The 21,338-nt window shown below is 73.9% G+C and carries 23 protein-coding genes and 1 riboswitch; of the genes, 13 read left to right on the top strand and 10 right to left on the bottom strand.

Annotation, left to right across the window (positions count from 1 at the left end):
- Window positions 1-275: 275 nt before the first annotated feature.
- The 3 genes from ACGF15_RS20860 to ACGF15_RS20850 form a co-directional block, all read right to left on the bottom strand.
- Complete coding sequence (locus ACGF15_RS20860; protein ID WP_392800875.1) at window positions 276-1,199, bottom strand: 1-phosphofructokinase family hexose kinase; 924 nt, start codon at window positions 1,197-1,199, stop codon at window positions 276-278.
- A gap of 136 nt (window positions 1,200-1,335) precedes the next feature.
- On the bottom strand, window positions 1,336-2,490 hold the full coding sequence (gene nagA, locus ACGF15_RS20855; protein WP_362613606.1) for an N-acetylglucosamine-6-phosphate deacetylase: 1,155 nt from the start codon (window positions 2,488-2,490) through the stop codon (window positions 1,336-1,338).
- Window positions 2,490-3,383, bottom strand: a complete 894-nt coding sequence (locus ACGF15_RS20850; protein ID WP_392800899.1) for an ROK family protein — start codon at window positions 3,381-3,383, stop codon at window positions 2,490-2,492. The genes nagA and ACGF15_RS20850 overlap by 1 nt, the downstream gene beginning before the upstream one ends.
- Before the next feature lie 365 nt (window positions 3,384-3,748).
- Between ACGF15_RS20850 and ACGF15_RS20845 the strand changes: the two genes are divergently transcribed.
- From ACGF15_RS20845 to ACGF15_RS20820, 6 genes are all read left to right on the top strand, one after another.
- On the top strand, window positions 3,749-5,014 hold the full coding sequence (locus ACGF15_RS20845; RefSeq protein ID WP_345613675.1) for an extracellular solute-binding protein: 1,266 nt from the start codon (window positions 3,749-3,751) through the stop codon (window positions 5,012-5,014).
- Window positions 5,015-5,210: 196 nt separating this feature from the next.
- Entirely contained in the window at window positions 5,211-5,456 is a 246-nt protein-coding gene (locus tag ACGF15_RS20840; RefSeq protein ID WP_256524191.1) for a DUF3263 domain-containing protein, read from the top strand.
- A 9-nt stretch (window positions 5,457-5,465) separates the two neighbouring features.
- The gene (gene otsB / locus ACGF15_RS20835; protein WP_362613613.1) at window positions 5,466-6,311 is read left to right on the top strand and encodes a trehalose-phosphatase; all 846 of its coding nucleotides are present in this window, start codon (window positions 5,466-5,468) and stop codon (window positions 6,309-6,311) included.
- A gap of 102 nt (window positions 6,312-6,413) precedes the next feature.
- Window positions 6,414-6,938 (top strand): MepB family protein, encoded by a 525-nt coding sequence (locus ACGF15_RS20830; protein ID WP_392800870.1) that lies wholly within the window; start codon window positions 6,414-6,416, stop codon window positions 6,936-6,938.
- A 103-nt stretch (window positions 6,939-7,041) separates the two neighbouring features.
- The gene (locus tag ACGF15_RS20825) at window positions 7,042-8,247 is read left to right on the top strand and encodes an NAD(P)/FAD-dependent oxidoreductase (protein ID WP_392800867.1); all 1,206 of its coding nucleotides are present in this window, start codon (window positions 7,042-7,044) and stop codon (window positions 8,245-8,247) included.
- Between the two features lie 298 nt (window positions 8,248-8,545).
- Window positions 8,546-9,442, top strand: coding sequence for an RNA polymerase sigma-70 factor (locus ACGF15_RS20820; protein ID WP_345613666.1), 897 nt, complete (start codon window positions 8,546-8,548; stop codon window positions 9,440-9,442).
- A gap of 212 nt (window positions 9,443-9,654) precedes the next feature.
- Here ACGF15_RS20820 and ACGF15_RS20815 read toward each other — a convergent pair whose 3' ends face one another.
- The 3 genes from ACGF15_RS20815 to ACGF15_RS20805 are packed head-to-tail and all read right to left on the bottom strand — an operon-like array spanning window position 9,655 to window position 12,275.
- Window positions 9,655-11,037 (bottom strand): trehalose-6-phosphate synthase, encoded by a 1,383-nt coding sequence (locus ACGF15_RS20815; RefSeq protein ID WP_345613664.1) that lies wholly within the window; start codon window positions 11,035-11,037, stop codon window positions 9,655-9,657.
- A 57-nt stretch (window positions 11,038-11,094) separates the two neighbouring features.
- Window positions 11,095-11,286, bottom strand: a complete 192-nt coding sequence (locus ACGF15_RS20810; RefSeq protein ID WP_345613662.1) for a hypothetical protein — start codon at window positions 11,284-11,286, stop codon at window positions 11,095-11,097.
- Between the two features lie 47 nt (window positions 11,287-11,333).
- Window positions 11,334-12,275, bottom strand: a complete 942-nt coding sequence (locus tag ACGF15_RS20805; RefSeq protein WP_256524184.1) for a glucosyl-3-phosphoglycerate synthase — start codon at window positions 12,273-12,275, stop codon at window positions 11,334-11,336.
- A gap of 118 nt (window positions 12,276-12,393) precedes the next feature.
- A riboswitch (SAM riboswitch) is annotated at window positions 12,394-12,538 on the top strand.
- A 17-nt stretch (window positions 12,539-12,555) separates the two neighbouring features.
- Here ACGF15_RS20805 and thrC point away from each other — a divergent pair.
- The 4 genes from thrC (at window position 12,556) to groL (ending at window position 16,922) form a co-directional block, all read left to right on the top strand.
- Window positions 12,556-13,860 (top strand): threonine synthase, encoded by a 1,305-nt coding sequence (thrC, locus tag ACGF15_RS20800; protein WP_362611425.1) that lies wholly within the window; start codon window positions 12,556-12,558, stop codon window positions 13,858-13,860.
- Complete coding sequence (locus ACGF15_RS20795) at window positions 13,857-14,135, top strand: MoaD/ThiS family protein (RefSeq protein ID WP_345613657.1); 279 nt, start codon at window positions 13,857-13,859, stop codon at window positions 14,133-14,135. Before thrC ends, ACGF15_RS20795 begins: the two co-directional genes overlap by 4 nt.
- 446 nt (window positions 14,136-14,581) lie before the next feature.
- Entirely contained in the window at window positions 14,582-14,785 is a 204-nt protein-coding gene (locus ACGF15_RS20790) for a cold-shock protein (protein ID WP_005315736.1), read from the top strand.
- A 514-nt stretch (window positions 14,786-15,299) separates the two neighbouring features.
- Window positions 15,300-16,922, top strand: a complete 1,623-nt coding sequence (gene groL / locus ACGF15_RS20785) for a chaperonin GroEL (RefSeq protein ID WP_256524181.1) — start codon at window positions 15,300-15,302, stop codon at window positions 16,920-16,922.
- A 164-nt stretch (window positions 16,923-17,086) separates the two neighbouring features.
- Here groL and ACGF15_RS20780 read toward each other — a convergent pair whose 3' ends face one another.
- The 3 genes from ACGF15_RS20780 to ACGF15_RS20770 form a co-directional block, all read right to left on the bottom strand.
- Window positions 17,087-17,950 carry a hypothetical protein gene (locus ACGF15_RS20780; protein ID WP_392800860.1) on the bottom strand — a complete coding sequence of 288 codons (864 nt, stop codon included), beginning with the start codon at window positions 17,948-17,950 and terminating at the stop codon, window positions 17,087-17,089.
- A 254-nt stretch (window positions 17,951-18,204) separates the two neighbouring features.
- Window positions 18,205-18,474: a DUF397 domain-containing protein gene (locus ACGF15_RS20775; protein ID WP_392800857.1), complete on the bottom strand. Its 270-nt coding sequence runs from the start codon at window positions 18,472-18,474 to the stop codon at window positions 18,205-18,207.
- Window positions 18,455-19,297, bottom strand: coding sequence for a helix-turn-helix domain-containing protein (locus ACGF15_RS20770; RefSeq protein WP_392800854.1), 843 nt, complete (start codon window positions 19,295-19,297; stop codon window positions 18,455-18,457). Before ACGF15_RS20770 ends, ACGF15_RS20775 begins: the two co-directional genes overlap by 20 nt.
- A gap of 118 nt (window positions 19,298-19,415) precedes the next feature.
- Between ACGF15_RS20770 and ACGF15_RS20765 the strand changes: the two genes are divergently transcribed.
- The 3 genes from ACGF15_RS20765 (at window position 19,416) to ACGF15_RS20755 (ending at window position 20,416) form a co-directional block, all read left to right on the top strand.
- Window positions 19,416-19,637, top strand: a complete 222-nt coding sequence (locus ACGF15_RS20765; protein WP_362611437.1) for a hypothetical protein — start codon at window positions 19,416-19,418, stop codon at window positions 19,635-19,637.
- On the top strand, window positions 19,634-19,858 hold the full coding sequence (locus ACGF15_RS20760; protein WP_256524176.1) for a hypothetical protein: 225 nt from the start codon (window positions 19,634-19,636) through the stop codon (window positions 19,856-19,858). Before ACGF15_RS20765 ends, ACGF15_RS20760 begins: the two co-directional genes overlap by 4 nt.
- 195 nt (window positions 19,859-20,053) lie before the next feature.
- A complete protein-coding gene (locus tag ACGF15_RS20755) occupies window positions 20,054-20,416 on the top strand; it encodes a hypothetical protein (RefSeq protein WP_345613645.1) in 363 nt (120 codons plus the stop codon).
- On the opposite strand, the gene ACGF15_RS20750 is transcribed toward ACGF15_RS20755, so the two are convergent.
- Window positions 20,388-21,209, bottom strand: coding sequence for a hypothetical protein (locus ACGF15_RS20750; protein ID WP_392800850.1), 822 nt, complete (start codon window positions 21,207-21,209; stop codon window positions 20,388-20,390). The two genes, ACGF15_RS20755 and ACGF15_RS20750, sit on opposite strands and share 29 nt — an antisense overlap.
- Window positions 21,210-21,338: the final 129 nt, after the last annotated feature.

The raw sequence follows: 21,338 nt of genomic DNA, 5'->3' as shown, positions 1-21,338 counted from the left end.
CGCTCCCGCAACCCCGAAAGATCATCACGCTCAACGCCCACGGTCCTCGCAACTCCCACAGATCGCGGGTGTTGCGAGGACCGTTAGAACCCAAGGCCCCGCGCGGGGGCCGTGGCGCGTCCGGGCCGCGGGACGTGCCTCGCCGGGACGTGCCTCGCCGGGACGTGCCTCGCCGGGACGTGCCTCACCGGGACGTGCCTCACCGGGAGTGCCTCACCGGGACGAAACCGGCCGGAGACGACCCCCGCTGACGGTGCGCCGGGGCAGGGTGGCGGTCAGTTGTCCGTGTGCGCGGTGACCGTCACCCGCTCGCGCAGCCTCTCGTAGGCGCCGCGGTCGAACTCGCCCGCCGCCGGGGCGAGTACCGTCGCCGCGGACAGGGCGGCCGCTCTCGCCAGGCGTTCCGGCCACGGCAGGCCCTCCACGAGGCCCGACAGCAGCGCGGCGACGGCGGAGTCCCCGGCGCCGGTCGGGTTGCCGCGCTCGGCGGCGGGCGGGGCGGCCTGCCAGGTCCCCTCGGGAGTCGCGGCGAGCAGCCCGTCGGGGCCCAGGGAGCCGACGACGGCGTGCGCGCCCCGGCGGCGGGCGTCGCGCACGGCGCGCCGCGGTTCCCGGGAGCCCGTCAGCAGCGCCAGCTCCTCCGCGTTGGGCTTGATCAGGTCGGGGCGGGCGGCGATACCGCGGCGCAGCGGTTCCCCGCTGGTGTCGAGCAGCACCGGTACACCGGCCGCGCGGGCCCGGCGCACCAGGTCGGCGTAGGCGCCGACGTGGATGCCCGGGGGCAGGCTGCCGCAGAGGGCGACGGCCTCGGCGCCGTCGAGCAGGGTGCCGTAGGCGGCGAGGAACGCGGCCCACTCCTCGGGGGTGACGGCGGGGCCGGGCTCGTTGAGCTGCGTGGTGTCGCCGGTGGAGTCGTCCGTCACGGCGACGGTGCGCCGGGTCGGTGCCGCGACGGGCACCAGTGCGTCGTGGAGCGGGAGGCGGGCGAGCATCCGGCGCAGCACGTCCCCGGTGTGGCCGCCGGCGAAGCCGGTGACGGTGCAGGCGTGGCCGAGCGAGGACAGTACGCGGGCCACGTTGACGCCCTTGCCGCCGGGCCGTTCGTGCACCTCGCCGACCCGGTTGACCGCGTGCGGGGTCAGGGCCGGGACCCGGTAGGTGATGTCCAGGGCGGCGTTGAGCGTGACCGTCAGGATCACCCGTACACACCTCGCGAGAATGCGGCGTCGGAGCTCGTACGGGGCCTGATCATGCCAAAGGGAGGGCGGTCGGCCCAAGCCCCGGGTCCGCCTCCGCACCGGCCCCCCCTCGTCCGGGGCCGGTGCGGAGACGGCGTCAGGCGCCCTTCGGCTCGACGATCCACTCGCCCCGGCGCATCACGCCCTGGAGGACGAAGTCGGAGTCCAGGACCACCAGGTCGGCGTCCTTGGCGGGTTCCAGGGAGCCGATCCGGTCGTAGGCGCCGAGCAGTCTGGCCGGGTTGGCGGAGATGGCCCGCACGACGTCCTCGACGGGCAGGCGGTCGACGGTGACGGCACGTCGGAAGGCGGTGTCCAGGGTGAGGGTGGAGCCGGCGATCGAGCCGCCCTCCACCAGCCGGGCCACCCCGTCCTTCACCTCGACCTCCAGCGGGCCGAGTTCGTAGCGCCCGTCGCCGAAGCCCGCCGCGTCCATCGCGTCGGTGATGAAGGCGACGCGTCCGGCGCCGGCGCTGCGGAAGGCGAGTTCCAGGGCGGCGGGGTGGAGGTGGACGCCGTCGTTGATGAGTTCGACGGTGACCCGCTCGTCCTCCAGCAGGGCCGCGATGGGGCCCGGGGCCCGGTGGGCGAGTCCGGGCATGGCGTTGAACAGGTGGGTCGCGACGGTGGCGCCCGCCTCGATGGCTTCGACGGTCTGCTCGTAGCTGGCGTCGGTGTGGCCGACGGCGGCGATCACGCCGTGCTCGGCGAGCATCCGCACGGAGTCGATGCCGCCGGGCAGTTCGGTGGCCAGGGTGATCATCCGGGCGGTGCCGCGTGCGGCGTCGACGAGCCTGCGGACCTCGGCCGGCTCGGGGTCGAGCAGCAGGGCCTCGCTGTGCGCGCCCTTGCGGCAGGGGGAGATGAACGGCCCCTCGAAGTGGATGCCCGCCAGGTCGCCCTGCTCCACGAGTTCGGAGAGCATCCCGGCCCGCCGGGTGAGGAAGTCCATGCTCGCGGTGACGGTGGAGGCGACCAGGGTGGTGGTGCCGTGCCGGCGGTGGGTGTCGACGCCCTTCAGTACGTCCTCGGCGGTGCCGGAGGTGAAGGAGGCCCCGCCGCCGCCGTGGTTGTGGATGTCGACGAACCCGGGGACGATCCAGTGCCCGGACAGGTCCCTCACGGGAGTGCCGGGGTCGGCGGCGCCCGCGATCCGCGTGCCCTCGACGACGACCCGTCCGTTCTCGACGACGCCGGTCGGCAGCACCACACGGGCTCCGGCCAGCACGGTGGCTGTGGCGCGAGCGGCCATCAGTCGGTTACCTCCGTGGCGAGTAGATCCCAGGCGAGCAGACCTGCGCCCAGGCATCCGGCGGTGTCCCCGAGGGCCGCCGGGACGATCGCGGGCAGTTTCTGGAAGGTGACGCGCTCCTCGACCGCCGCCCGCAGCGGTGTGAACAAGGTTTCCCCGGCCTCGGCGAGCCCGCCACCGATGATCAGGGTCCGGGGGTCCAGCAGGGTGAGGGCCGTGACGAGTCCGTCGGCCAGGGCGGCGACGGCGTCCTGCCACACCGCGACCGCGCGCGGGTCGCCGGAGGCGACCGCCTCGGCGCAGTCCGCCGCGTCCGCGTCCGGGTCGCCGGAGGCGGCGGACCAGGCGCGGGTGACGGCGGAGGCGGAGGCGAGCGCCTCCAGGCAGCCGCGCTGGCCGCAGCCGCAGGCGGGGCCGCCGGGGCGGACGACGATGTGCCCGATCTCCCCGGCGTAGCCGTGGGCGCCGGCCTCGATGGTGCCGCCGATGCCGATCGCGCCCGCGATGCCGGTGCCGAGCGGGACGAACAGGAAGCGGTCGGCTCCCAGCCCGGCGCCGATACGGCCCTCGGCGAGGCCGCCGGTGCGCACGTCGTGCCCGAGGGCGACCGGGATTCCGCCCAGCCGTTCGCTGAGGAGCTTGCGCAGCGGGACGTCCCGCCAGCCGAGGTTGGCCGCGTAGACGGCGATGCCGCGGTCGGCGTCGACGATGCCGGGCACGGCGACCCCGGCGGCGAGCGCCGGCTCCCCGAAGTGCTCCTGCCCGTAGGCCCGCAGGTCCTCGGCGAAGCCGAGGATCGACTCCACCACGGCGTCCGGGCCGCGCTTTCGCCCGGTCGCCCGCCGCAGCTCGTGCAGGAGGGTCCCGTCCGCCGCGACGAGGGCGGCCTTCATGCCGGTGCCGCCCACATCGAGGGCGATGACGTGTTTCACGGGGAACAGTTTCGCCCGAGGACCCGAATAGGTCTAGTCCACTTGGCGAGATTGTTGCCAAGCCATACAAACTCGTCCATCCGTTCGGACGGGGCGAAGCCCGCAGGCAGGGGGGTGCGCCGGCGCCCGGAGGGGGCCTCCCCCCGCCTGCGTGGGGCGCGCGGCGGTCGCGGAGCGGAAGGGGTTGTGCAGGGACGTTGCGAAAGCGAGACCGGCACTGGTGTAGACCTCATGGCAATGCGTGGGACAATCTTCGTTCATCCGCAGAGCGTCACGGGGGCCGACGGGGACGCGCGCAACCGACGAGCAGAGGGTGGGGGAGAGCAGTGCAGCGTCCCTTCATAGGTCTGACCGCCGCAACCGCGGCACTGGGCATGGCGGCCGTGCTGACAGGGTGCGGCGCGACGGGTTCGGGCGATGTCACCCTCCATCTCGTCGCCGCCGACTACGACGTCTCCGGCGGCCAGACCAGCAAGGTCTACTGGGAGCAGCTCACCACCGCCTTCGAGGCCGAGCACCCCGGGATCAAGGTCGAGGTGCAGATCGAGTCCTGGAACGACGTCGACCGCAAGGTCGCCGAGATGGTGGAGGCCGGGAACGCCCCCGACGTCGCCCAGATCGGCGCCTACGCGGACTACGCCGCGGACGGTCGCCTCTATGCGGCCGACCAGCTGCTGTCGGTGCCGGTGCAGTCCAACTTCCTGGTGCCGCTCACCGACGCGGGCGAGTACAAGGGCACCCAGTACGGTCTCCCCTTCGCGGCCTCCACCCGGCTGCTCTTCTACAACAAGGAGCTCTTCGCCGAGGCGGGCATCACGGGCACGCCGGAGACCTGGGACGAACTCGCCGAGGACGCCCGGGCGCTCAAGGACAGCGGGGTCCGCTACCCCTTCGCGCTGCCGCTCGGCCCGGAGGAGGCGCAGGCCGAGACCCTGATGTGGCTGCTGAGCGGCGGCACCGGCTACACCGACGCGGTCGACAAGTACGCCATCGACTCCCAGGCCAACATCAGCGCCTTCGAATGGCTCCGGGACGAGCTGGTCAAGCCCGGCCTGACCGGGCCGGTCGCCCCCGGCGAGCTCAACCGCAAGGACGCCTTCGCCGCGTTCACCCGCGGTGAGGTCGGCATGCTCAACGGGCACCCGTCCCTGATGCAGGCCGCCGAGAAGGAGGGCGTCGACGTCGGCAAGGTCGAGCTGCCGGGGCGCGAGGGCGAGGCCAAGGGGTCGATGGGCGTCGCCGACTGGATCATGGGCTTCAAGGAGAACGGCCACCGCAAGGAGATCGGCGCGTTCTTCGACTACGTCTTCAGCGACGCCAACGTCCTCGCCTTCGCCCGGCAGAACGACCTGCTGCCGCCGACGGTCACCGCCTCCGAGGCCATGGAGAAGGACCCGGAGCACGCGGACCTGCGCGAGTTCCTGCACGCGCTGCCCACCTCCGTCCTCCCGCCGGTCGGCAAGACCTCCTGGGCGGCCGTGAGCGAGACCATCAAGAAGAAGATCGGCAAGGCGATGGAGCCCGGCGGCAGCGTGGCGGCGACCCTCTCCGAGATCGACGGCGACGCGGCCGAGGCCGAGGCGGCCGAGTAGGCCGGGCCCGGGGCCCGGATTCAGGCCTGCGGCCCGGGCGAGGACCGGGCCCGGGGCTCGGGGCCCGGCCCCAGGGCCGGGCCCGGGGTTGGGCCCCCACGGAGCCGGGGGCGCCCGGGCTTGGTACCAGGACCAGGACCAGGGCCAGGACCGGGCCCGGGGCCGGGTGGGGGTGCCGGGCGATAGGTTGGATCGTATGACCGAGGAGCCGCAGAGCACCGGGCTGCCCGCCCGCGAGCAGTCCGTGCTCGCCATGGAACGGCGCACCTGGTCCGGCCCCGGGGCCAAGGAGCGGGCGATCAGGGAGCAGCTCGGCATCTCCCCGGTCCGCTACTACCAGCTGCTCAACGCCCTCCTCGACGACCCCCGCGCCCTGGTACACGATCCGGTCACCGTGAACCGTCTTCGCCGTGTCAGGGACGCACGCAGATCCCGCCGTTAAGGTCGGGGCATGGGCAGCTCCCCGTACGCACACACCCTGCCGACGCCGTCCACCCCCGCGGGCCGCGACGGACTCGCGGCCGTCCTCGACCGGCCCGCCGAGACCGTCGTGGCCCTCGACTTCGACGGCACACTCGCCGAGATCGTGCCCGACCCCGAGCAGGCCCGCGCGCACGAGCGCGTGGTCCCCGCGCTCGCCCGGCTCGCCCCGAGGGTCGCCTCCGTGGCCGTGGTCACCGGCCGCCCGGCCGGGACCGCCGTCCGCTACGGGGGCTTCGCGGGAGTGCCCGGGCTCGACCACCTCGTGGTGCTCGGCCACTACGGCGCCGAGCGCTGGGACGCCGCCACCGGCACGGTCACCGGGCCGGCCGCGCACCCCGGAGTGGCCGCCGCCCGGGCCGAACTGCCGGGCGTCCTGGAGGCCGCCGGCGTCCGGCAGGGCGCCTGGATCGAGGAGAAGGGCCGGGCGGTGGCCGTCCACACCCGGCGCGCCGACGACCCGCAGGGCGCCTTCGAGGCGCTGCGCGAGCCGATGGCCTCGCTCGCCTCCCGCCACGGACTGGTTCTCGAACCGGGGCGCATGGTCCTCGAACTGCGCCCCCCGGGCATGGACAAGGGGGTCGCCCTCGACGCCCATGTGCGCCGGTCCGGTGCCGGGGCCGTCCTGTACGCGGGGGACGACCTCGGCGACCTCGCGGCCTTCGCCGCGGTCGGGAAACTGCGGTCGGACGGGGTGCCGGGGCTGCTCGTGTGCAGCGGGAGCGAGGTGCCGGAGCTGGCGGAGCGCGCGGACCTGGTGCTTCCGGGCCCCGCGGCCGTGGCGGAGCTGCTGGCGGCCCTCGCCGAGCGGCTGTAGGACACCCGGAGGCCCCCGCGGCCGGGCAGTCCGCCGGGTGGCCATTGCCGGTGGGTGGTGCCCACCGGCCCGATGGCAGGATGACGGCATGGCGGCGGCGCGGTGACGGACGAGGCGTGGGCGGGGCTCCACGGCGACCTGCTGGCGGCGAAGGCGCTGGTCTACGACCCGGCCGGGTTCGCCTGCTCGCCCCCCGTGCCCGAACCGGAGAGCGCGGCGTACGCGGCCTGCGGGTTCACGCTCGACGGCCGCTCGGTCCGGTTCCGCGCGGCCAGGACCACCCCGGCGAGGGCGGGGCAGTTCGTCACCCTGTGGCAGAGGTCCGAGGCGGGCCCGATCCGGCCCTTCGACGCGGCCGACGCGGTGGACCTCTTCGTCGTCGGCAGCCGCGACGGCGAAGGCTTCGGGCAGTTCGTCTTCCCCCGCGAGACGCTGCGCGACCACGGGATCGTCTCCTCGGGAGGCTCCGGCGGCAGGCGCGGCTTCCGCGTCTATCCGCCGTGGGCCGCCCCGACCGGCCCGGCGGCCCGGCGCACCCAGGCGTGGCAGGTGCGCCACTTCCTCGACCTCGGGGACGGCGGCGGGCCCGCCGACCCGGCACGCGCCCGCGCCCTGTACCACCCGTAGGACGTGATCTGCGCCATAGGCTGTCACAGCGTCCGCCTCCGCGGTGTCTTGAGGTCGAGCCCACCGGGATGGGGAAAGTCCACCGGGGAACGAGGGAGAGGCCATGAGCGAGAACACCGAGGTGGTCGTCGTCGGAGGCGGATACGCCGGCGTGATGGCGGCCAACCGCCTGACCAGGCGCGGGGACGTGACCGTGCGGCTCGTCAACCCGCGTGGGTCCTTCGTCCACCGGGTCCGGCTGCACCAGCTGGCGGGCGGCACGGGCGACGCCGTCGTCGCGTACCGGGAGGTGCTGGCCGGGAGCGTGGAGCTGGTGGTGGACAGCGCGGCCCGGATCGACGCGCCCCGGCGCCGGGTGGAGCTGGCATCGGGCGGCACGCTGCCCTACGACTACCTGGTGTACGCCGTCGGCAGCGGCAGTGCCGATCCCGGGGTGCCGGGCGCGGCCGAGCACGCCTATCCGATCGCCGGCCTGGAGGAGGCGCAGCGGCTGCGCCCGGTGCTCGACGCCGAGCCCGCGACGGCCCCGGTGACGGTCGTCGGAGCCGGCCCGACCGGGATCGAGACCGCCGCCGAGCTGGCGGAGCTGGGCCGCGCCGTGACCCTGGTCTGCGGCCGGGTGCTGGGCCCCTACCTCCACCCCCGGGGGCGCCGCGCGGTGGCCGGGCGGCTGGCCGCACTCGGCGTGCGGGTCCTCGACGGGCCCGGCGCGCAGGTGACGGAGGTGACGGCCGGGGCCGTGCGCCTCGTCGACGGCCGTGAGCTGGCGAGCCGGGTGACCGTGTGGACGGCCGGGTTCGCGGTGCCCGACCTGGCCCGGCGCAGCGGTCTGCGCACCGACGCGCTGGGCCGCCTGCTCACGGACGAGACCCTGACGTCCGTCGACGACGCGCGCATCCTCGCGGCCGGGGACTCGGCCGCCCCGTCCGGCCTGCCGCTGCGGATGAGCTGCCAGGCAGCGATGCCGCTGGGGGCCCGGGCCGCGGACACCGTGCTGGCCCGGATCGAGGGCGAGCGGCCCGCACCGCTGAACCAGGTGTTCGCGGGCCAGTGCATCAGCCTGGGGCGGCGGACCGGGATCTTCCAGTTCTCCCACCGCTCGGACGTCGCGGTCGGTGTCCACCTCGACGGACGGCCGGGCGGGCGGCTCAAGGAGCTGGTCTGCGACAGCGTCGTCAAGCAGCTGTCCGGTGAGGCGGCCAAGCCCGGCTCCTACAAGCTGCACCGTGTCCCCGGCGGGTCCGCGCGCCGCAAGGCGCTCCGAGGCGGGCAGGGCACGGCGCTGCCCGCCGCCGAACCGGCCGCGTGAGCGGCGTCCACCGGACCGCGGACGGCGGGGGCACGGCGGCCGGGCAGGCCGCCGCCCCGGCCCCGGCCCCGGCCCCGGCCCCGGCCCCGGCCCCGGCCCCGGCCCCGGCCCCGCCCGCCCGCGGGGAGCGGGGCCGCGGGCCGGTCGCGCCGTCCCCGCGGACCGCCCCGACCGCCCCGACCGCACGCACCACGGGGCCGGCACGCACCACCCGATCCACCCGATCCACCCGATCCACCCGATCCACCCGAACCGCACCCGGCGGCCCAGCGCCCCGGCCGCCCAGGAGGGGCGAGAGATGAGCGACCACGCCGCCGACCCGGCCACCGAGAGCTTCGTGGCCCACCGCAACCTGCTGTTCACCGTCGCCTACGAGATGCTCGGCTCGGCGGCCGACGCCGAGGACGTCCTCCAGGAGACGTGGCTGCGCTGGGCCGAGGTCGACCCGGACCAGGTGGCCGACCCGCGGGCCTACCTGGTGCGGATCACGACCCGGCAGGCCCTCAACAGGCTGCGCACCATGAAGCGCCGCAGGGAGTCCTACGTCGGCCAGTGGCTGCCCGAGCCGATGCTGACGGCGCCGGACGTGGCCGAGGACGTGGAACTCGCCGAGAGCCTGTCGATGGCGATGATGCTGGTGCTGGAGCGGCTCGCGCCGACCGAGCGCGCCGTCTTCGTGCTGCGCGAGGTGTTCGACGTCGGCTACGACGAGATCGCCGAGTCGGTGGGCAAGAGCCCGGCGGCGGTCCGGCAGATCGCGCACCGGGCCCGCAAGCACGTGGAGGCCCGCCGCCCGCGCACGGTGGCCTCCCCGCGCGAGGCGCGGGCGGCCGTGGAGTCCTTCCGGCGGGCGCTGGAGACCGGCGACCCGCAGGAGCTGCTGGACGTGCTCGCCCCGGACGTCGTGCTGGTGAGCGACGGCGGCGGGGTCAAGCAGGCCGCCCTGCGGCCGATCGTCGGCGCCGAGAAGGTGGCCCGCTTCTACCTCGGCAGCATCAGGAAGACCGGAGCGGTGGTCACCAGCGACCCCGCCGTGGTCAACGGCCGCCCGGCGCTCCTCGTCCGGGTGGACGGGGAGGTCGACGGGGTGCTCGCGGTCAGGGTCGAGGAGGGGCGCATCGCGGGCCTGTTCTACGTGCGCAACCCCGAGAAGCTGACCCGGGTCGGGTCGGAGACCCCGCTCACCCTGCGGTGACGCGGGCGGCGGCGGGCCGCAGCGGACGCGACTGCCGCGGGCCCGCCCCGGGGGACGCCGACGTGCCGGGCGGCCCGCCCCGCGCGCCCGCGACCACCGGCCGGGGGTGGGGCGGTCGCGGGCGCGCGCCCTCGCGTCCGTACTGGGCGACCTGCCCTGGTGGGTGACGGGGGCGGTCGCGGGCGGGTGCCCTCGCGTGGACGGCGCCGCCGTCAGGAGCGCAGGGGCTCCAGCTGGTCCAGGAACCACCGGCGCGGCGGCAGCGCCGTGGACGCGGCCCCGAGGTGCTTGGTCCGCTCCGCGCGCTCCGCCGCGGGCATCATCAGGCCGCGGTGCAGTGCCTCGGCGGTCGCCGTGACGTCGTAGGGGTTGACCGTGATCGCGAACTCGCCCAGCTCCTCGTGGGCGCCCGCCTCCCGGGACAGCACGAGCGCACAGCCCTCGTCCGAGACGACCGGAACCTCCTTGGCCACCAGGTTCATGCCGTCGCGGATCGGGTTGACCAGCGCCACGTCGGCCATCCGGTAGGCGGCCAGCGAGCGGGCGAAGTCGTCCCTCACATGCAGCACGACGGGCGTCCAGTCCCCGGTGCCGAACTCCTCGTTGATCGCGGCGGCCAGCCGGGACACCTCGGCCGTGTACGCGCGGTACACGGGGAGGTCCTGGCGGGAGGGGTAGGCGAGCGCGATGTGCACGACCCTCCCGCGCCACTCGGGCCGGGAGGTGAGCAGGTCGCGGTAGGCGAGCAGGCCGCGCACGATGTTCTTCGACAGCTCGGTGCGGTCCACCCGGACGATCGTCCGGCGGCCCGGCCCGACGGCCTCGCGCAGCTCGGCCATCCGCTCCTCCACGTCCGGCCTGCGGGAGCGCTCGCGCAGGAACTCCGCGTCGGCGCCCAGGGCGTGGACGGCGGTGACCGCCGCGTCCGTGCCGCCGAGCTGCTGGGCGCAGCACGCGGTGAAGGCGTCCGCCCAGCGGCGGGTCAGGAAGCCCAGGCGGTCCGCGCCGAGCATGCCCCGCAGCAGCTCCCCGGCGATGGCGTCGGGCAGCATCCGGAAGTACTCGGGGGGCGCCCAGGGCGTGTGGGAGAAGTGGCCGATTCTCAGGTCGGGCCGCCGCTCGCGGAGCATCCCCGGCACCAGCGCCAGGTGGTAGTCCTGCACCAGCACCGCCGCACCGTCGGCGGCCTCGGCGGCGAGGGCCTCGGCGAAGGCGCGGTTGTAGGTCCGGTACGCCTCCCACTGCCGCTCGAAGTCCCGGTCGAACACGGGCTCCAGGGGGGTCTGGTAGAGCATGTGGTGGAGGAACCACAGAACGGAGTTGGCGATGCCGTTGTAGGCGGCCGCGTGGACCTCCGGATCGATGTCCAGCATCCGGACACCGTCCTCGCCCACGCCCTGGCGCACCGCGTGACGGTCGCCCTCGCCGAGGGCCGCGCACACCCACAGGGACCGTGCGTCGGACCCGATCGCCGAGAGCCCGGAGACGACTCCGCCGCCCCCGCGCCGTGCTTCGACGCCGCCGTCACCGGTCGGCGTGTAGGAGACCGGGCCGCGGTTGGACGCGACGAGGATCTGTGCAGCGTCGTGGACCATGTGGCGAACGTAGCCCGTACCACCCGGGCTCAAACGTGCGTGCGGCAAGGCCGCGGCTCAGTGGTCGCGTTTCCGGCCACGGACGGCGGCGACCGCGACGACCCCGGCCGCGGTGAGGCTGAGCGCGACTCCGCCGAGCAGCCAGAGCTGCTCGGCGGCGGTGCCCGTCCGGGCGAGGTGCTGGCCGTGCTGTCCCGTCAGGGCGAGGGAGCGGCCAGTGGCGTACAGGAAGGCATCCATGGCGTCCATAGGGTGAAAAGGTAGACAAGAACGACAAGCACACCGTGGATTGCCCGCTATGCGGCATGGCGTGCCGCGTACTCCCCGATCTCCCGCATCGGCGGCCGCTCCTCCGTGTCCACCTGGTACGTCCGGGGTACGAACCCCCGCTCCCCGCGCTCGAACTGGGTGAGCGAGGGACGCACCAGATGGCCCCGGGCCAGGCGCAGTTGCGCGGTGCGGTAGATCGCCGCGGCCATCCGCCCCAGCGCCTGCCCGTCCTGGTGGCGGTGCTTGCGGGTGCCCACGTCCACCTGCGCCAGCGCGTCCAGGCCGACCGTGGCCAGCGCGTCCACCAGCAGCCCGATCTCCACGCCGTAGCCGACGGGGAAGGGCAGCCGCTCCAGCAGCGAGCGCCGCGCCGCGTACTCGCCGCCCAGCGGCTGGACGAACCCGGCCAGCTGCGGCCAGTGCAGATTGAGCAGGGGGCGGGCCACCAGCTCCGTCACCCGGCCGCCCTGCCCCGGCTCCCCGGCCAGCGGCCGGTCGTGCATGGCCTTGACGAAGTGGACGTCGGGCTCGGTCAGCAGCGGCCCGACGGTCCCGGTGACGAAGTCGGGGGAGAAGTCGCGCAGGTCCGCGTCGACGAAGCACACCACGTCGCCGCCGGTCACCAGCAGGGAGCGCCACAGCACCTCGCCCTTGCCCGGCACCGCCGGCAGCCGCGGCAGCACCGCGTCCCGGTGGACCACCCGCGCCCCGGCCGCGGCGGCCACCTCCGCGGTCGCGTCGGTGGACCCGGAGTCGAGCACGACCAGCTCGTCGACCAGCGGTGCGGAAGGCGTCATCAGCTCCCCGCGGATCACGGAGACGATCTCGCCGACCGTCGCCTCCTCGTTCAGTGCGGGGAGCACGACGCTGACCGTGGTCTCCTGCTTGGCGGCGAGCAGCCGTCCCATCGGGCGGTCCGCCACCGTCCAGGACCGCCGGGCCAGCCAGCGCTCCACCTCATCCAGCACGTGATCTCCATCTCGCGGATCGGACGACCGGCTCAACCGTCCGGGGGTTCGGTTACAGTCTTGAACAACGCGGACGACCGTCGCATGTCGGGGTGGTACCGCGCGGACAATCGAATACCGCTCATCCAGAGGGGCAGAGGGAAACGGCCCGTTGAAGCCCCGGCAACCCTCCAGCCGGTCTCGTTGCGTACGACGCGAGGCTCCCGGCTAGGGAAGGTGCCAAATCCGTCTCATGGCGAGATGCGCCATGAGGAAGATGAGGAGAAAGGGCCTCGCCTCCATGGCTGTACAGACTTCTGCCACCGCCGCTCCCTCCGCCGCCGGCACGGGCGCCGTCGATCTCGGCCCCGCCTCCGGGCTCTCCTGTCGCGAGTGCGGTGAGCGCTTCGACCTGGGCCCGGTCTTCGCGTGCGAGGTCTGCTTCGGACCGCTGGAGGTCGCCTACGACCTCCCCACCGGCGACCCCGAGGGGCTGCGCAAGCGGATCGAGAACGGCCCCGAGAACATCTGGCGCTACGCGCCGCTGCTGCCCGTCCCCGCCGACGTCGCCTCCAAGCCCAACCTGAACCCCGGTTGGACCAAGCTGGTGCAGGCCGACAACCTCGCCCGCGAGCTGGGCATCGAGCCGGGGAAGCTGCACGTCAAGGACGACTCCGGCAACCCGACCCACTCCTTCAAGGACCGGGTCGTGGCGCAGGCGCTGGAGGCCGCCCGCGCCTTCGGCTACACCACCCTGTCCTGCTCCTCCACGGGCAACCTCGCGGGCGCCGTCGGCGCGGCCGCGGCCCGCGCCGGCTTCCGCAGCTGCGTGTTCATCCCGAGCGACCTGGAGCAGGGCAAGGTCGTCATGGCCGCCGTCTACGGCGGCGAGCTGGTCGGCATCGAGGGCAACTACGACGACGTCAACCGCTTCTGCTCCGAGCTGATCGGCGACCCGGCGGGCGAGGGCTGGGGCTTCGTCAACGTCAACCTCCGCCCGTACTACGGGGAGGGGTCCAAGACGCTCGCCTACGAGATCTGCGAGCAGCTCGGCTGGCGCATCCCCGACCAGATCGTCATCCCGATCGCCTCCGGCTCCCAGCTCACCAAGATCGACAAGGGGATCCAGGAGCTGATCCGCCTCGGCCTGGTGGAGGACCGCCCCTACAAGATCTTCGGCGCCCAGGCGGAGGGCTGCTCCCCGGTCTCCGCGGCCTTCAAGGCGGGCCAGGACGTGGTGCGCCCGCAGAAGCCGGACACGATCGCCAAGTCCCTCGCGATCGGCAACCCGGCCGACGGCCCCTACGTCCTCGACATCTGCCGCCGCACCGGCGGTGCGGTGGAGGACGTCACCGACGCGGAGATCGTCGACGCCATCAAGCTGCTCGCCCGCACCGAGGGCGTCTTCACGGAGACCGCGGGCGGAGTGACCCTGGGTGTGGCGAAGAAGCTGGTCGAGGCCGGTGCCATCGACCCCTCCCTCACCACGGTCGTCGTCAACACGGGTGACGGCCTGAAGACCCTCGACGCGGTGGAGCCCACGACGGGTATGACCGCTGTCATCCGCCCCAACCTGGACTCCTTCCGAGAGGCTGGCCTCGCATGAGCGTCAACGTCCGCATCCCCACCATCCTGCGCACCTACACCGGCGGCCGGGCCGAGGTCAGCGCCGAGGGCGGCACCCTCGCCGAGGTCATCGCCGACCTGGAGAAGAACCACACCGGTATCGCCGCCCGCGTCCTGGACGACCAGGGCAAGCTGCGCCGCTTCGTGAACGTGTACGTGAACGACGACGACGTCCGCTTCGAGCAGGGCCTGGAGACGGCGACCCCCGAGGGTGCCGGCGTCTCGATCATCCCGGCGGTCGCGGGCGGCTGCTGAGCCCCGCGGGAGCCCCGTCCGGAAGGGCCCGGTGCGCGCTGGCGCGCCCGGGGCCCCGGAGCCGGCCGTTCTGCCCCCTCCCCGAGCCGTCGGGAGGGGGCATTTCCGCATGGTTGAGCGCGGTAGAGTCTGGGAAGCCCCCTTCGCCTTCTCCGCGGGAACGGGCTCCCCACCGCAAGAAAGCGGCCAAAGTCTGTGCGTGAAATGCCTTGATAGTGCTGTTTTGTCGGGCCCGACTTGCCCCGGAAAGCCACGTATTCGCATAGATCACTCGATCGGTCCTGCCCGGATTTCTCGTCCGATTGACCTGTTGCAGAGGGCAGTTGGGCAGATACATTCAGCCGCGGTCGACGCGTTCCGGCGCACACCCCACCTGTCGGGGTGAGGTCTGACCCGGGTCCGCGAAGTGCGGTCCTGTGCAAGGGCCAGTAATAGGGGAGTTAGGCATGGCTCAGGGCACCGTCAAGTGGTTCAACGCGGAGAAGGGGTACGGCTTCATCGCGGTCGACGGTGGTGCGGATGTATTCGTCCACTACAGCGCCATCCAGATGGACGGCTACCGCACCCTTGAAGAGGGTCAGCGGGTCGAGTTCGAGATCTCGCAGGGCCAGAAGGGTCCGCAGGCGGACATGGTCAAGCTCGCCGTCTGATCCGATCGGTCCAGGCGCGTTCGGCCACCGACGCACTCAGGCCGAGGGGCCCGCATCCCGACACGCTCGGGACGCGGGCCCCTCGCGCGTGTCGGCCCCGCCCCGCCACACGCGACGGCGCACGCCCCCCGCCCGCCCCGGTCGGGCCCTTCTCCGAAGGCGCTCGCCCCCGCCCGTCTCCCGACCACCACCCCTCACGGAGCCTTCTTCGAAGGCGCTTGCCCCCGCCCGTCTCCCGACCGCCACCCCAGTGGAGCCTTCTTCGAAGGCGCTTGCCCCCACCCGTCTCCCGACCGCCACCCCTCATGGAGCCTTCTTCGAAGGCGCTTGCACTCGAGGGGGTCGAGTGCTAATCATTGGTTAGCACTCTCCGAGTGAGAGTGACAGAACTTGGATCGGGTCGGTGAGGTCCGCGAGCCGTGTGGGGCAAGGAACCACAGGGCGCGCAGGCCGGCCGTCGCGGGCGCCGGGCGCGATCCGATGTATCCACCCCAGTCCGGGAGGACCACTTCACATGGCCAAGATCATCGCGTTCGACGAGGAGGCTCGGCGCGGTCTCGAGCGCGGGATGAACCAGCTCGCCGACGCCGTCAAGGTCACCCTTGGTCCCAAGGGTCGCAACGTCGTCCTCGAGAAGAAGTGGGGCGCCCCCACGATCACCAACGACGGTGTGTCCATCGCCAAGGAGATCGAGCTCGAGGACCCGTACGAGAAGATCGGCGCCGAGCTGGTCAAGGAAGTCGCCAAGAAGACGGACGACGTCGCCGGCGACGGTACGACCACCGCGACCGTGCTGGCCCAGGCCCTGGTCCGCGAGGGCCTGCGCAACGTGGCCGCCGGTGCCAACCCGATGGCCCTGAAGCGCGGCATCGAGAAGGCCGTCGAGGCCGTCTCCGGTGCGCTGCTGGAGCAGGCGAAGGACGTCGAGACCAAGGAGCAGATCGCCTCCACGGCCTCCATCTCCGCCGCCGACACCCAGATCGGCGAGCTGATCGCCGAGGCCATGGACAAGGTCGGCAAGGAAGGCGTCATCACCGTCGAGGAGTCCCAGACCTTCGGTCTGGAGCTGGAGCTCACCGAGGGTATGCGCTTCGACAAGGGCTACATCTCGGCGTACTTCGCCACCGACATGGAGCGTATGGAGGCGTCCCTGGACGACCCGTACATCCTGATCGTCAACTCGAAGATCTCCGCGGTGAAGGACCTGCTCCCGCTGCTGGAGAAGGTCATGCAGTCGGGCAAGCCGCTGCTGATCATCGCCGAGGACGTCGAGGGCGAGGCCCTGTCGACCCTGGTCGTCAACAAGATCCGCGGCACCTTCAAGTCCGTCGCCGTCAAGGCCCCGGGCTTCGGCGACCGCCGCAAGGCCATGCTGAACGACATCGCCATCCTCACCGGCGGCACGGTCATCTCCGAGGAGGTCGGCCTCAAGCTGGAGAACGCCGGTCTGGACCTGCTGGGCCGCGCCCGCAAGGTCGTCATCACCAAGGACGAGACCACCATCGTCGACGGTGCCGGTGACAGCGAGCAGGTCGCGGGCCGGGTGAACCAGATCCGCGCCGAGATCGAGAACAGCGACTCGGACTACGACCGCGAGAAGCTCCAGGAGCGCCTGGCGAAGCTGGCCGGCGGCGTGGCCGTCATCAAGGCCGGTGCCGCCACCGAGGTCGAGCTCAAGGAGCGCAAGCACCGCATCGAGGACGCCGTGCGCAACGCCAAGGCGGCCGTCGAGGAGGGCATCGTCGCCGGTGGCGGCGTGGCCCTGCTCCAGGCCTCCGCGGTCTTCGAGAAGCTGGAGCTCGACGGCGACGAGGCCACCGGTGCCAACGCCGTCAAGCTGGCCCTGGAGGCCCCGCTCAAGCAGATCGCCGTCAACGGCGGCCTCGAGGGCGGCGTCGTCGTGGAGAAGGTGCGCAACCTGACCGTCGGCCACGGCCTGAACGCCGCGACCGGCGAGTACGTCGACATGATCGCCGAGGGCATCATCGACCCGGCGAAGGTGACGCGTTCCGCGCTGCAGAACGCCGCGTCGATCGCCGCGCTGTTCCTCACCACCGAGGCCGTCATCGCCGACAAGCCGGAGAAGGCCGCCGCGCCTGCCGGTGGCGGCATGCCGGGCGGTGACATGGACTTCTGATCCGGCTTCCGGATCGGACCCGTCCGCACGGACCGAGGGCGGCACCCCCAAGGGGTGCCGCCCTCGGGCGTTTCCCCTTCCGTGAGGAGTTCCCGCACGGTCTCCTCGGCGGACCCGTCCTCCTCAGCCGGGGCGATCGCCCCGGCCGCCAGGCCCCGGCGCGGTCATGACGGCCCTTCTGCCCGGGGCGGGGAGGACGAGGTCCCTTCCCCGGAGCGGGCGGCCGCGGCGCGGGCCTCGGCGGCCAGGGCCCGGACCCGGTCGGGCGGCAGCGCCGCGGGCGGTCCGGCCGCCAGGCCCCGGCAGCGGCGGCACGCCCCGCGGACCAGCTCCCCGCCCCGGGCCGGGGCCCCGCAGCCGCCGCACTCCAGCACCCGGACCGGCCGCGGCCTCGGCGGCGGCGCGGGAGGCAGCTTGTCGACCAGGCGCCGCCGGGCCAGCGCGGCCGGGTGGTGCACCGGCCGGGGCAGGCCCTCGGTGAGCGCGCACAGCACCTGACGGTCGGTCGCCTCGCGGGCGAACCACTCCTCCACCAGCGGCGCCAGCGCCGTGCAGTCGGCGTGCGACAGGGACATCGCGGGGTTCTCCCGGCCGAGCGCGGCGAGCACCACATAGGCCCGCGGCAGGGTGGTCCGGCGGCGCTCCTCGACCGCGTCGCCGCGCCGGAAGGCGGCCCACCAGGCGTCGTCGCGGGCGGTGCGCGACCACCAGGTGCGCGTCACCCACACGGGGCTTCCCGAGGGGTTCGTCACGCACTCCCGTCCGCGCCTCAAGTGGCCGGCCGCGATGAGGTTGTTGAGGGCGCGGGCGACGGCGCACTGGCCGTAGGGGGTGAGCCTGGCCAGCGTCTTCACGGAGATGTCGCTGCCCTCGGGGAGCCGGTCGACGAAGGAGGCGAGGGCCGCCTCGCGCGGCGGCAGGCCGGTGAAGTCGGCCCCGGTGCGCGGATGCCCGCCCGGGGTCGTACGTTTGCCGTAGCCGGGGTTGGCGGGCGGATGGGGGGCGCTACTAAGCTCGGCGTCAGCCATGGGATCGAGTGCCTTTCGATCGTGCGGTCAGGCCCCCGCGGGTGTTGGTAGCACCCGACGGGGGTCGTTCGTTTTCCGGCACGCTAGAGCGAGATGACGCTGCGTGGCAAATCGCTCGCGCTCTGTGCCCGGTTCATGTCAACCGGCAGGGTGGGGGGGCGGGTTGAGGCCCGGCCACCCCTTCCGTCAGAAAGGCGCTCGACGCTCGGATCCCGAGTCTCGGGTGTGCCCGCGGCGCCGCCCGGCGGTCCCGGTCAGGGGCGGCCGAGCCCCCCGAGGAAGGCCGACCAGGCGTCTGCGCCGAACACGAGCTTCGGGCCGTCGGGGGCCTTGGAGTCCCGGACGGGGACGATGCCGGGGTGGCCCTCCGCCACCTCCACGCAGTCGCCTCCCCCGCCGCCGCTGTGGCTGGACTTGCGCCAGGCGAGGGCGACTTCCACGCAGTTCCCGCCGCTGCCGCCGCTGTAGGAGGAGGTGGACCAGACGGCGGGCCTCAGATCGTGCTCAGGGCTGCTGCTCTTCATACGTGTAATCCTCCGCCACCGCCTCGATCCGCGCCAAGGAGGATTCCGGCGCGAGCGCGGCCGCCCGCAGCAGGTCGAAGGTGAGCTGATGGCGGGCGACCGTGGCCGGATCGTCCTCCAGACGCCCCGAGCCCACGCCCTGGAGATAGGCGAGCGGGGGCGCGTCGGGGAAGGTCATCAGCTTGATCGAGCCTTCGAGCGAGGCGTGGGCGCCCGCGGAGAAGGGCAGCAGCTGGAGGATGATCCGGCGCCTGCGCGCCAGGCCCGTCATATGGCGCAGTGCCCCGGCCATCACTGCCGGGCCGCCGACCCGGCGGTGCAGCACCGCCTCGTCCAGGATGACCCAGAACAGGGGCCGGGTGGGATCGGCCAGCAGCGCGGCACGGTCCAGCCGGGCCGCCACCAGCTCGTCGACGGCCGTCTCCTCCGCCGTCGGCCGGTAGGCGCGGAAGACCGCCCGGGCGTAGGGCTCGGTCTGGAGCAGCCCCGGGATGAGCGTCGGCTCGAACTCCTTGAGGGTTTCCGTCAGGGGCTCCGCCTCCGCCGCCTCGGCGAAGTGGTCCGGATAGCGCGAGCGGTGGCAGGCCGCGCAGTTGCGGGCGAAGAAGGAGCCGGTGCCCAGCACCTCGTCCAGCCGGGCGGCGTGCTCGGGGAGGATGCGCCGGGTGCCCGCCTCCATCTGCCCGATGTAGGAGCCGCTGACGAACAGCGCCTCGCCCAGCTGGTCCTGGGTGAGTCCGGCTCTTGTCCTGGCGTGGCGCAGTTCCGCGCCGAGCAGTGCCCGCGGGGAGGCCGACGGGTCGAGGTCCTTGGGTCCGGGCATGGGGCGGCTCCTGGAGCAGCAGCAGGTGTTGTTGGGTCTGCGCCGCTTCCCAGGCTAGCGAGTGATCGACACTCTGGGTGAGGGAAGTCTGACAACCAGTGGTGGAGGAGAGCGGGTCATGGCACAGGTCGTGCGTTCGGGGGAGCGGTTGCGGGCCGCGGAGGAGGTGATCGCCCGGCTCAGGGGCGAGTTGGCGGCGGCCTCGGTGACCCTGCCGTCGCTGCGGGTCGACGTGGTCACGCTCGCGAGCGAGACCCCCTGTCCGCTGGTCGACCTGGGGCGCTGCACGCTGGAGACCGCCGCGCGGCTCGCGGACGCGCTCGGGGCGGTGGAGCGGTGACCCTCCCGGCCGCCGGGCCCGAGCCCGGCAGCTACGCCGTGGACCTGCGCAGCGGGCGGGTGGGGCGGGTGATGGCCTACCTCGGGCCGGACGCCTATCTGCGCCCGCTCGGCGGGGGCCGGGAGTGGGAGTGCCCTCCGGGGGAGCTCAAGGCGGCCTCGTTCTCGGAGCTGCTGCGCGCCCGGGTGCGGGAGCGCAACGCGCAGGGCCGGTTGCCGTAGCGGGGTGGCCTCGGCTGGCCGGGTGCTTCCCGTGGCGCCCGCGGGGTGCGGCCCGGTGTCACCCGGACGGGCGGTGTCCCCGCCCGGCCCCCGCCGTTGGACCTCGGGGTGGTCGCCGGGTCCGGCGGCCACCGGCCGACCGCGCCGGGGTATGCCGTGCCGGTCGGTCCACGACGAACAGAGGAGTAGAGGACCATGCTTTCTCCGAGGGCCCGGCGGGCGGCCGGAATCGCGCTGAGCGTGCTGGTGGCATGCGGCCTGGGGCAGGGGACGGCGGTCGCCGCCGACCCGGGCACCTACGCGGGCCGTGCGCCGATCGTGATCAAGAAGGGGGAGACCGAGGGCGCCGCCATGGTGTTCTGCAAGGAGGGCTGGCACGCGACCGGAGGCGGGTTCGTCTCGAACTACCGGCACGTCAGCCCGGTCCTCTCGGGCCCGGCCTTCACCGACGGCGAGGTGCGCGGCTGGCGCGCGGTGCTGACCGTGGGGCAGTCGGGCCCCGCGCAGACGGACCTGGACGCCGGGTTCGTCAACGTGATCTGCGCCAAGGACGCCTGAGCGTCCCTCCGGCACCCACCGGCCCCGGCCCGGCGTCCGTCCGGGCCGGGGCCGGTTCGTCCGTCCAGGCGTGCGGGGCGCGGTGGTGGTTCGCGTGCCCGGCCGCCAGGGCCCGGCGCGGTGCCGGCGGGTGCTCGGTGTCCGGGGGGAGGCCGAGCGCCGTGAGGAGGTCCAGCGCCGCCGCCGGGTCCAGCCCGCCGTAGACGGCGTGGCAGCCGTCCGGCAGGCCGCGGAAGACCGCCGGGCGCAGCGCGGCGACCGCGGCGGCGGCCCGGTACGCGGGCAGTTGGACCGGCCACGGCACCGGGCCGGACACCTCCGGCACCCGGCGGGCGCGGCGGGGCAGCGGCGCCGGGGCGTCCTCGCGCAGCCGGGTGGCATCGCGGCCGAGGACCTCCTCGAAGGCGGCCGCGGAGGTCCCGCGGTCCTCGAACCCGTCGACCCGCAGCGAGCAGGGCACCGTCTCGCCGGCCGTCGGCGCCTCCGGGCGCCCGCGGTAGCCGTCCCACACCGCCTCGGCGGGCAGGCCGTCGTCCGGGTCCGCGAGGGCGAAGCGGATCTCGCCGGTCACCCGGTACGCGTCGAGCAGGTCCACGAGGCCGAAGGCCAGGCGCAGGGCTTCCGGCGGCTCGGACTCCTCGCCGAACACGTCCTCGGCACGGGCGACCGCGACCTCGGCGGCGGTGAGACGACGCCCGGGGCACGTGGCGTCGGCCCAGGTCCCGTCGTCGCGTTCGGTGACGCCTTCCCCGGCGAGCCGGCGCCGGGCGTCCTCCTTCTCCTGCCCGTCCACGGGGGGAGCCCAAGGGCTGTCCCGTCTCGCCGTGCGCCATGGGCCGGGGCGGCCCGCAGGGGGTTCCCGCCGTCCCGAGGTCACCGAGCCGTGCGCGGGGGTGCCGCCCCCTGGGGCGAGCGCGGTCCG

The organism is Streptomyces sp. NPDC048001, assembly GCF_043203115.1.
Lineage (GTDB): Bacteria > Actinomycetota > Actinomycetes > Streptomycetales > Streptomycetaceae > Streptomyces > Streptomyces sanyensis.
This window is presented reverse-complemented; position numbering and strand designations above follow the sequence as displayed.

Excerpts from the sequence above, each read along its gene's own strand:
- nagA (WP_362613606.1), bottom strand. The coding sequence starts at position 2,490 with ATGGCCGCTCGCGCCACAGCCACCGTGCTGGCCGGAGCCCGTGTGGTG.
- ACGF15_RS20850 (WP_392800899.1), bottom strand. The coding sequence starts at position 3,383 with ATGAAGGCCGCCCTCGTCGCGGCGGACGGGACCCTCCTGCACGAGCTG.
- ACGF15_RS20840 (WP_256524191.1), top strand. The coding sequence starts at position 5,211 with ATGACCGAGGAGCCGCAGAGCACCGGGCTGCCCGCCCGCGAGCAGTCC.
- otsB (WP_362613613.1), top strand. The coding sequence starts at position 5,466 with ATGGGCAGCTCCCCGTACGCACACACCCTGCCGACGCCGTCCACCCCC.
- ACGF15_RS20825 (WP_392800867.1), top strand. The coding sequence starts at position 7,042 with ATGAGCGAGAACACCGAGGTGGTCGTCGTCGGAGGCGGATACGCCGGC.
- ACGF15_RS20820 (WP_345613666.1), top strand. The coding sequence starts at position 8,546 with ATGAGCGACCACGCCGCCGACCCGGCCACCGAGAGCTTCGTGGCCCAC.
- ACGF15_RS20815 (WP_345613664.1), bottom strand. The coding sequence starts at position 11,037 with ATGGTCCACGACGCTGCACAGATCCTCGTCGCGTCCAACCGCGGCCCG.
- ACGF15_RS20810 (WP_345613662.1), bottom strand. The coding sequence starts at position 11,286 with ATGGACGCCATGGATGCCTTCCTGTACGCCACTGGCCGCTCCCTCGCC.
- thrC (WP_362611425.1), top strand. The coding sequence starts at position 12,556 with ATGGCTGTACAGACTTCTGCCACCGCCGCTCCCTCCGCCGCCGGCACG.
- ACGF15_RS20795 (WP_345613657.1), top strand. The coding sequence starts at position 13,857 with ATGAGCGTCAACGTCCGCATCCCCACCATCCTGCGCACCTACACCGGC.
- ACGF15_RS20790 (WP_005315736.1), top strand. The coding sequence starts at position 14,582 with ATGGCTCAGGGCACCGTCAAGTGGTTCAACGCGGAGAAGGGGTACGGC.
- groL (WP_256524181.1), top strand. The coding sequence starts at position 15,300 with ATGGCCAAGATCATCGCGTTCGACGAGGAGGCTCGGCGCGGTCTCGAG.
- ACGF15_RS20780 (WP_392800860.1), bottom strand. The coding sequence starts at position 17,950 with ATGGCTGACGCCGAGCTTAGTAGCGCCCCCCATCCGCCCGCCAACCCC.
- ACGF15_RS20775 (WP_392800857.1), bottom strand. The coding sequence starts at position 18,474 with ATGAAGAGCAGCAGCCCTGAGCACGATCTGAGGCCCGCCGTCTGGTCC.
- ACGF15_RS20770 (WP_392800854.1), bottom strand. The coding sequence starts at position 19,297 with ATGCCCGGACCCAAGGACCTCGACCCGTCGGCCTCCCCGCGGGCACTG.
- ACGF15_RS20765 (WP_362611437.1), top strand. The coding sequence starts at position 19,416 with ATGGCACAGGTCGTGCGTTCGGGGGAGCGGTTGCGGGCCGCGGAGGAG.
- ACGF15_RS20755 (WP_345613645.1), top strand. The coding sequence starts at position 20,054 with ATGCTTTCTCCGAGGGCCCGGCGGGCGGCCGGAATCGCGCTGAGCGTG.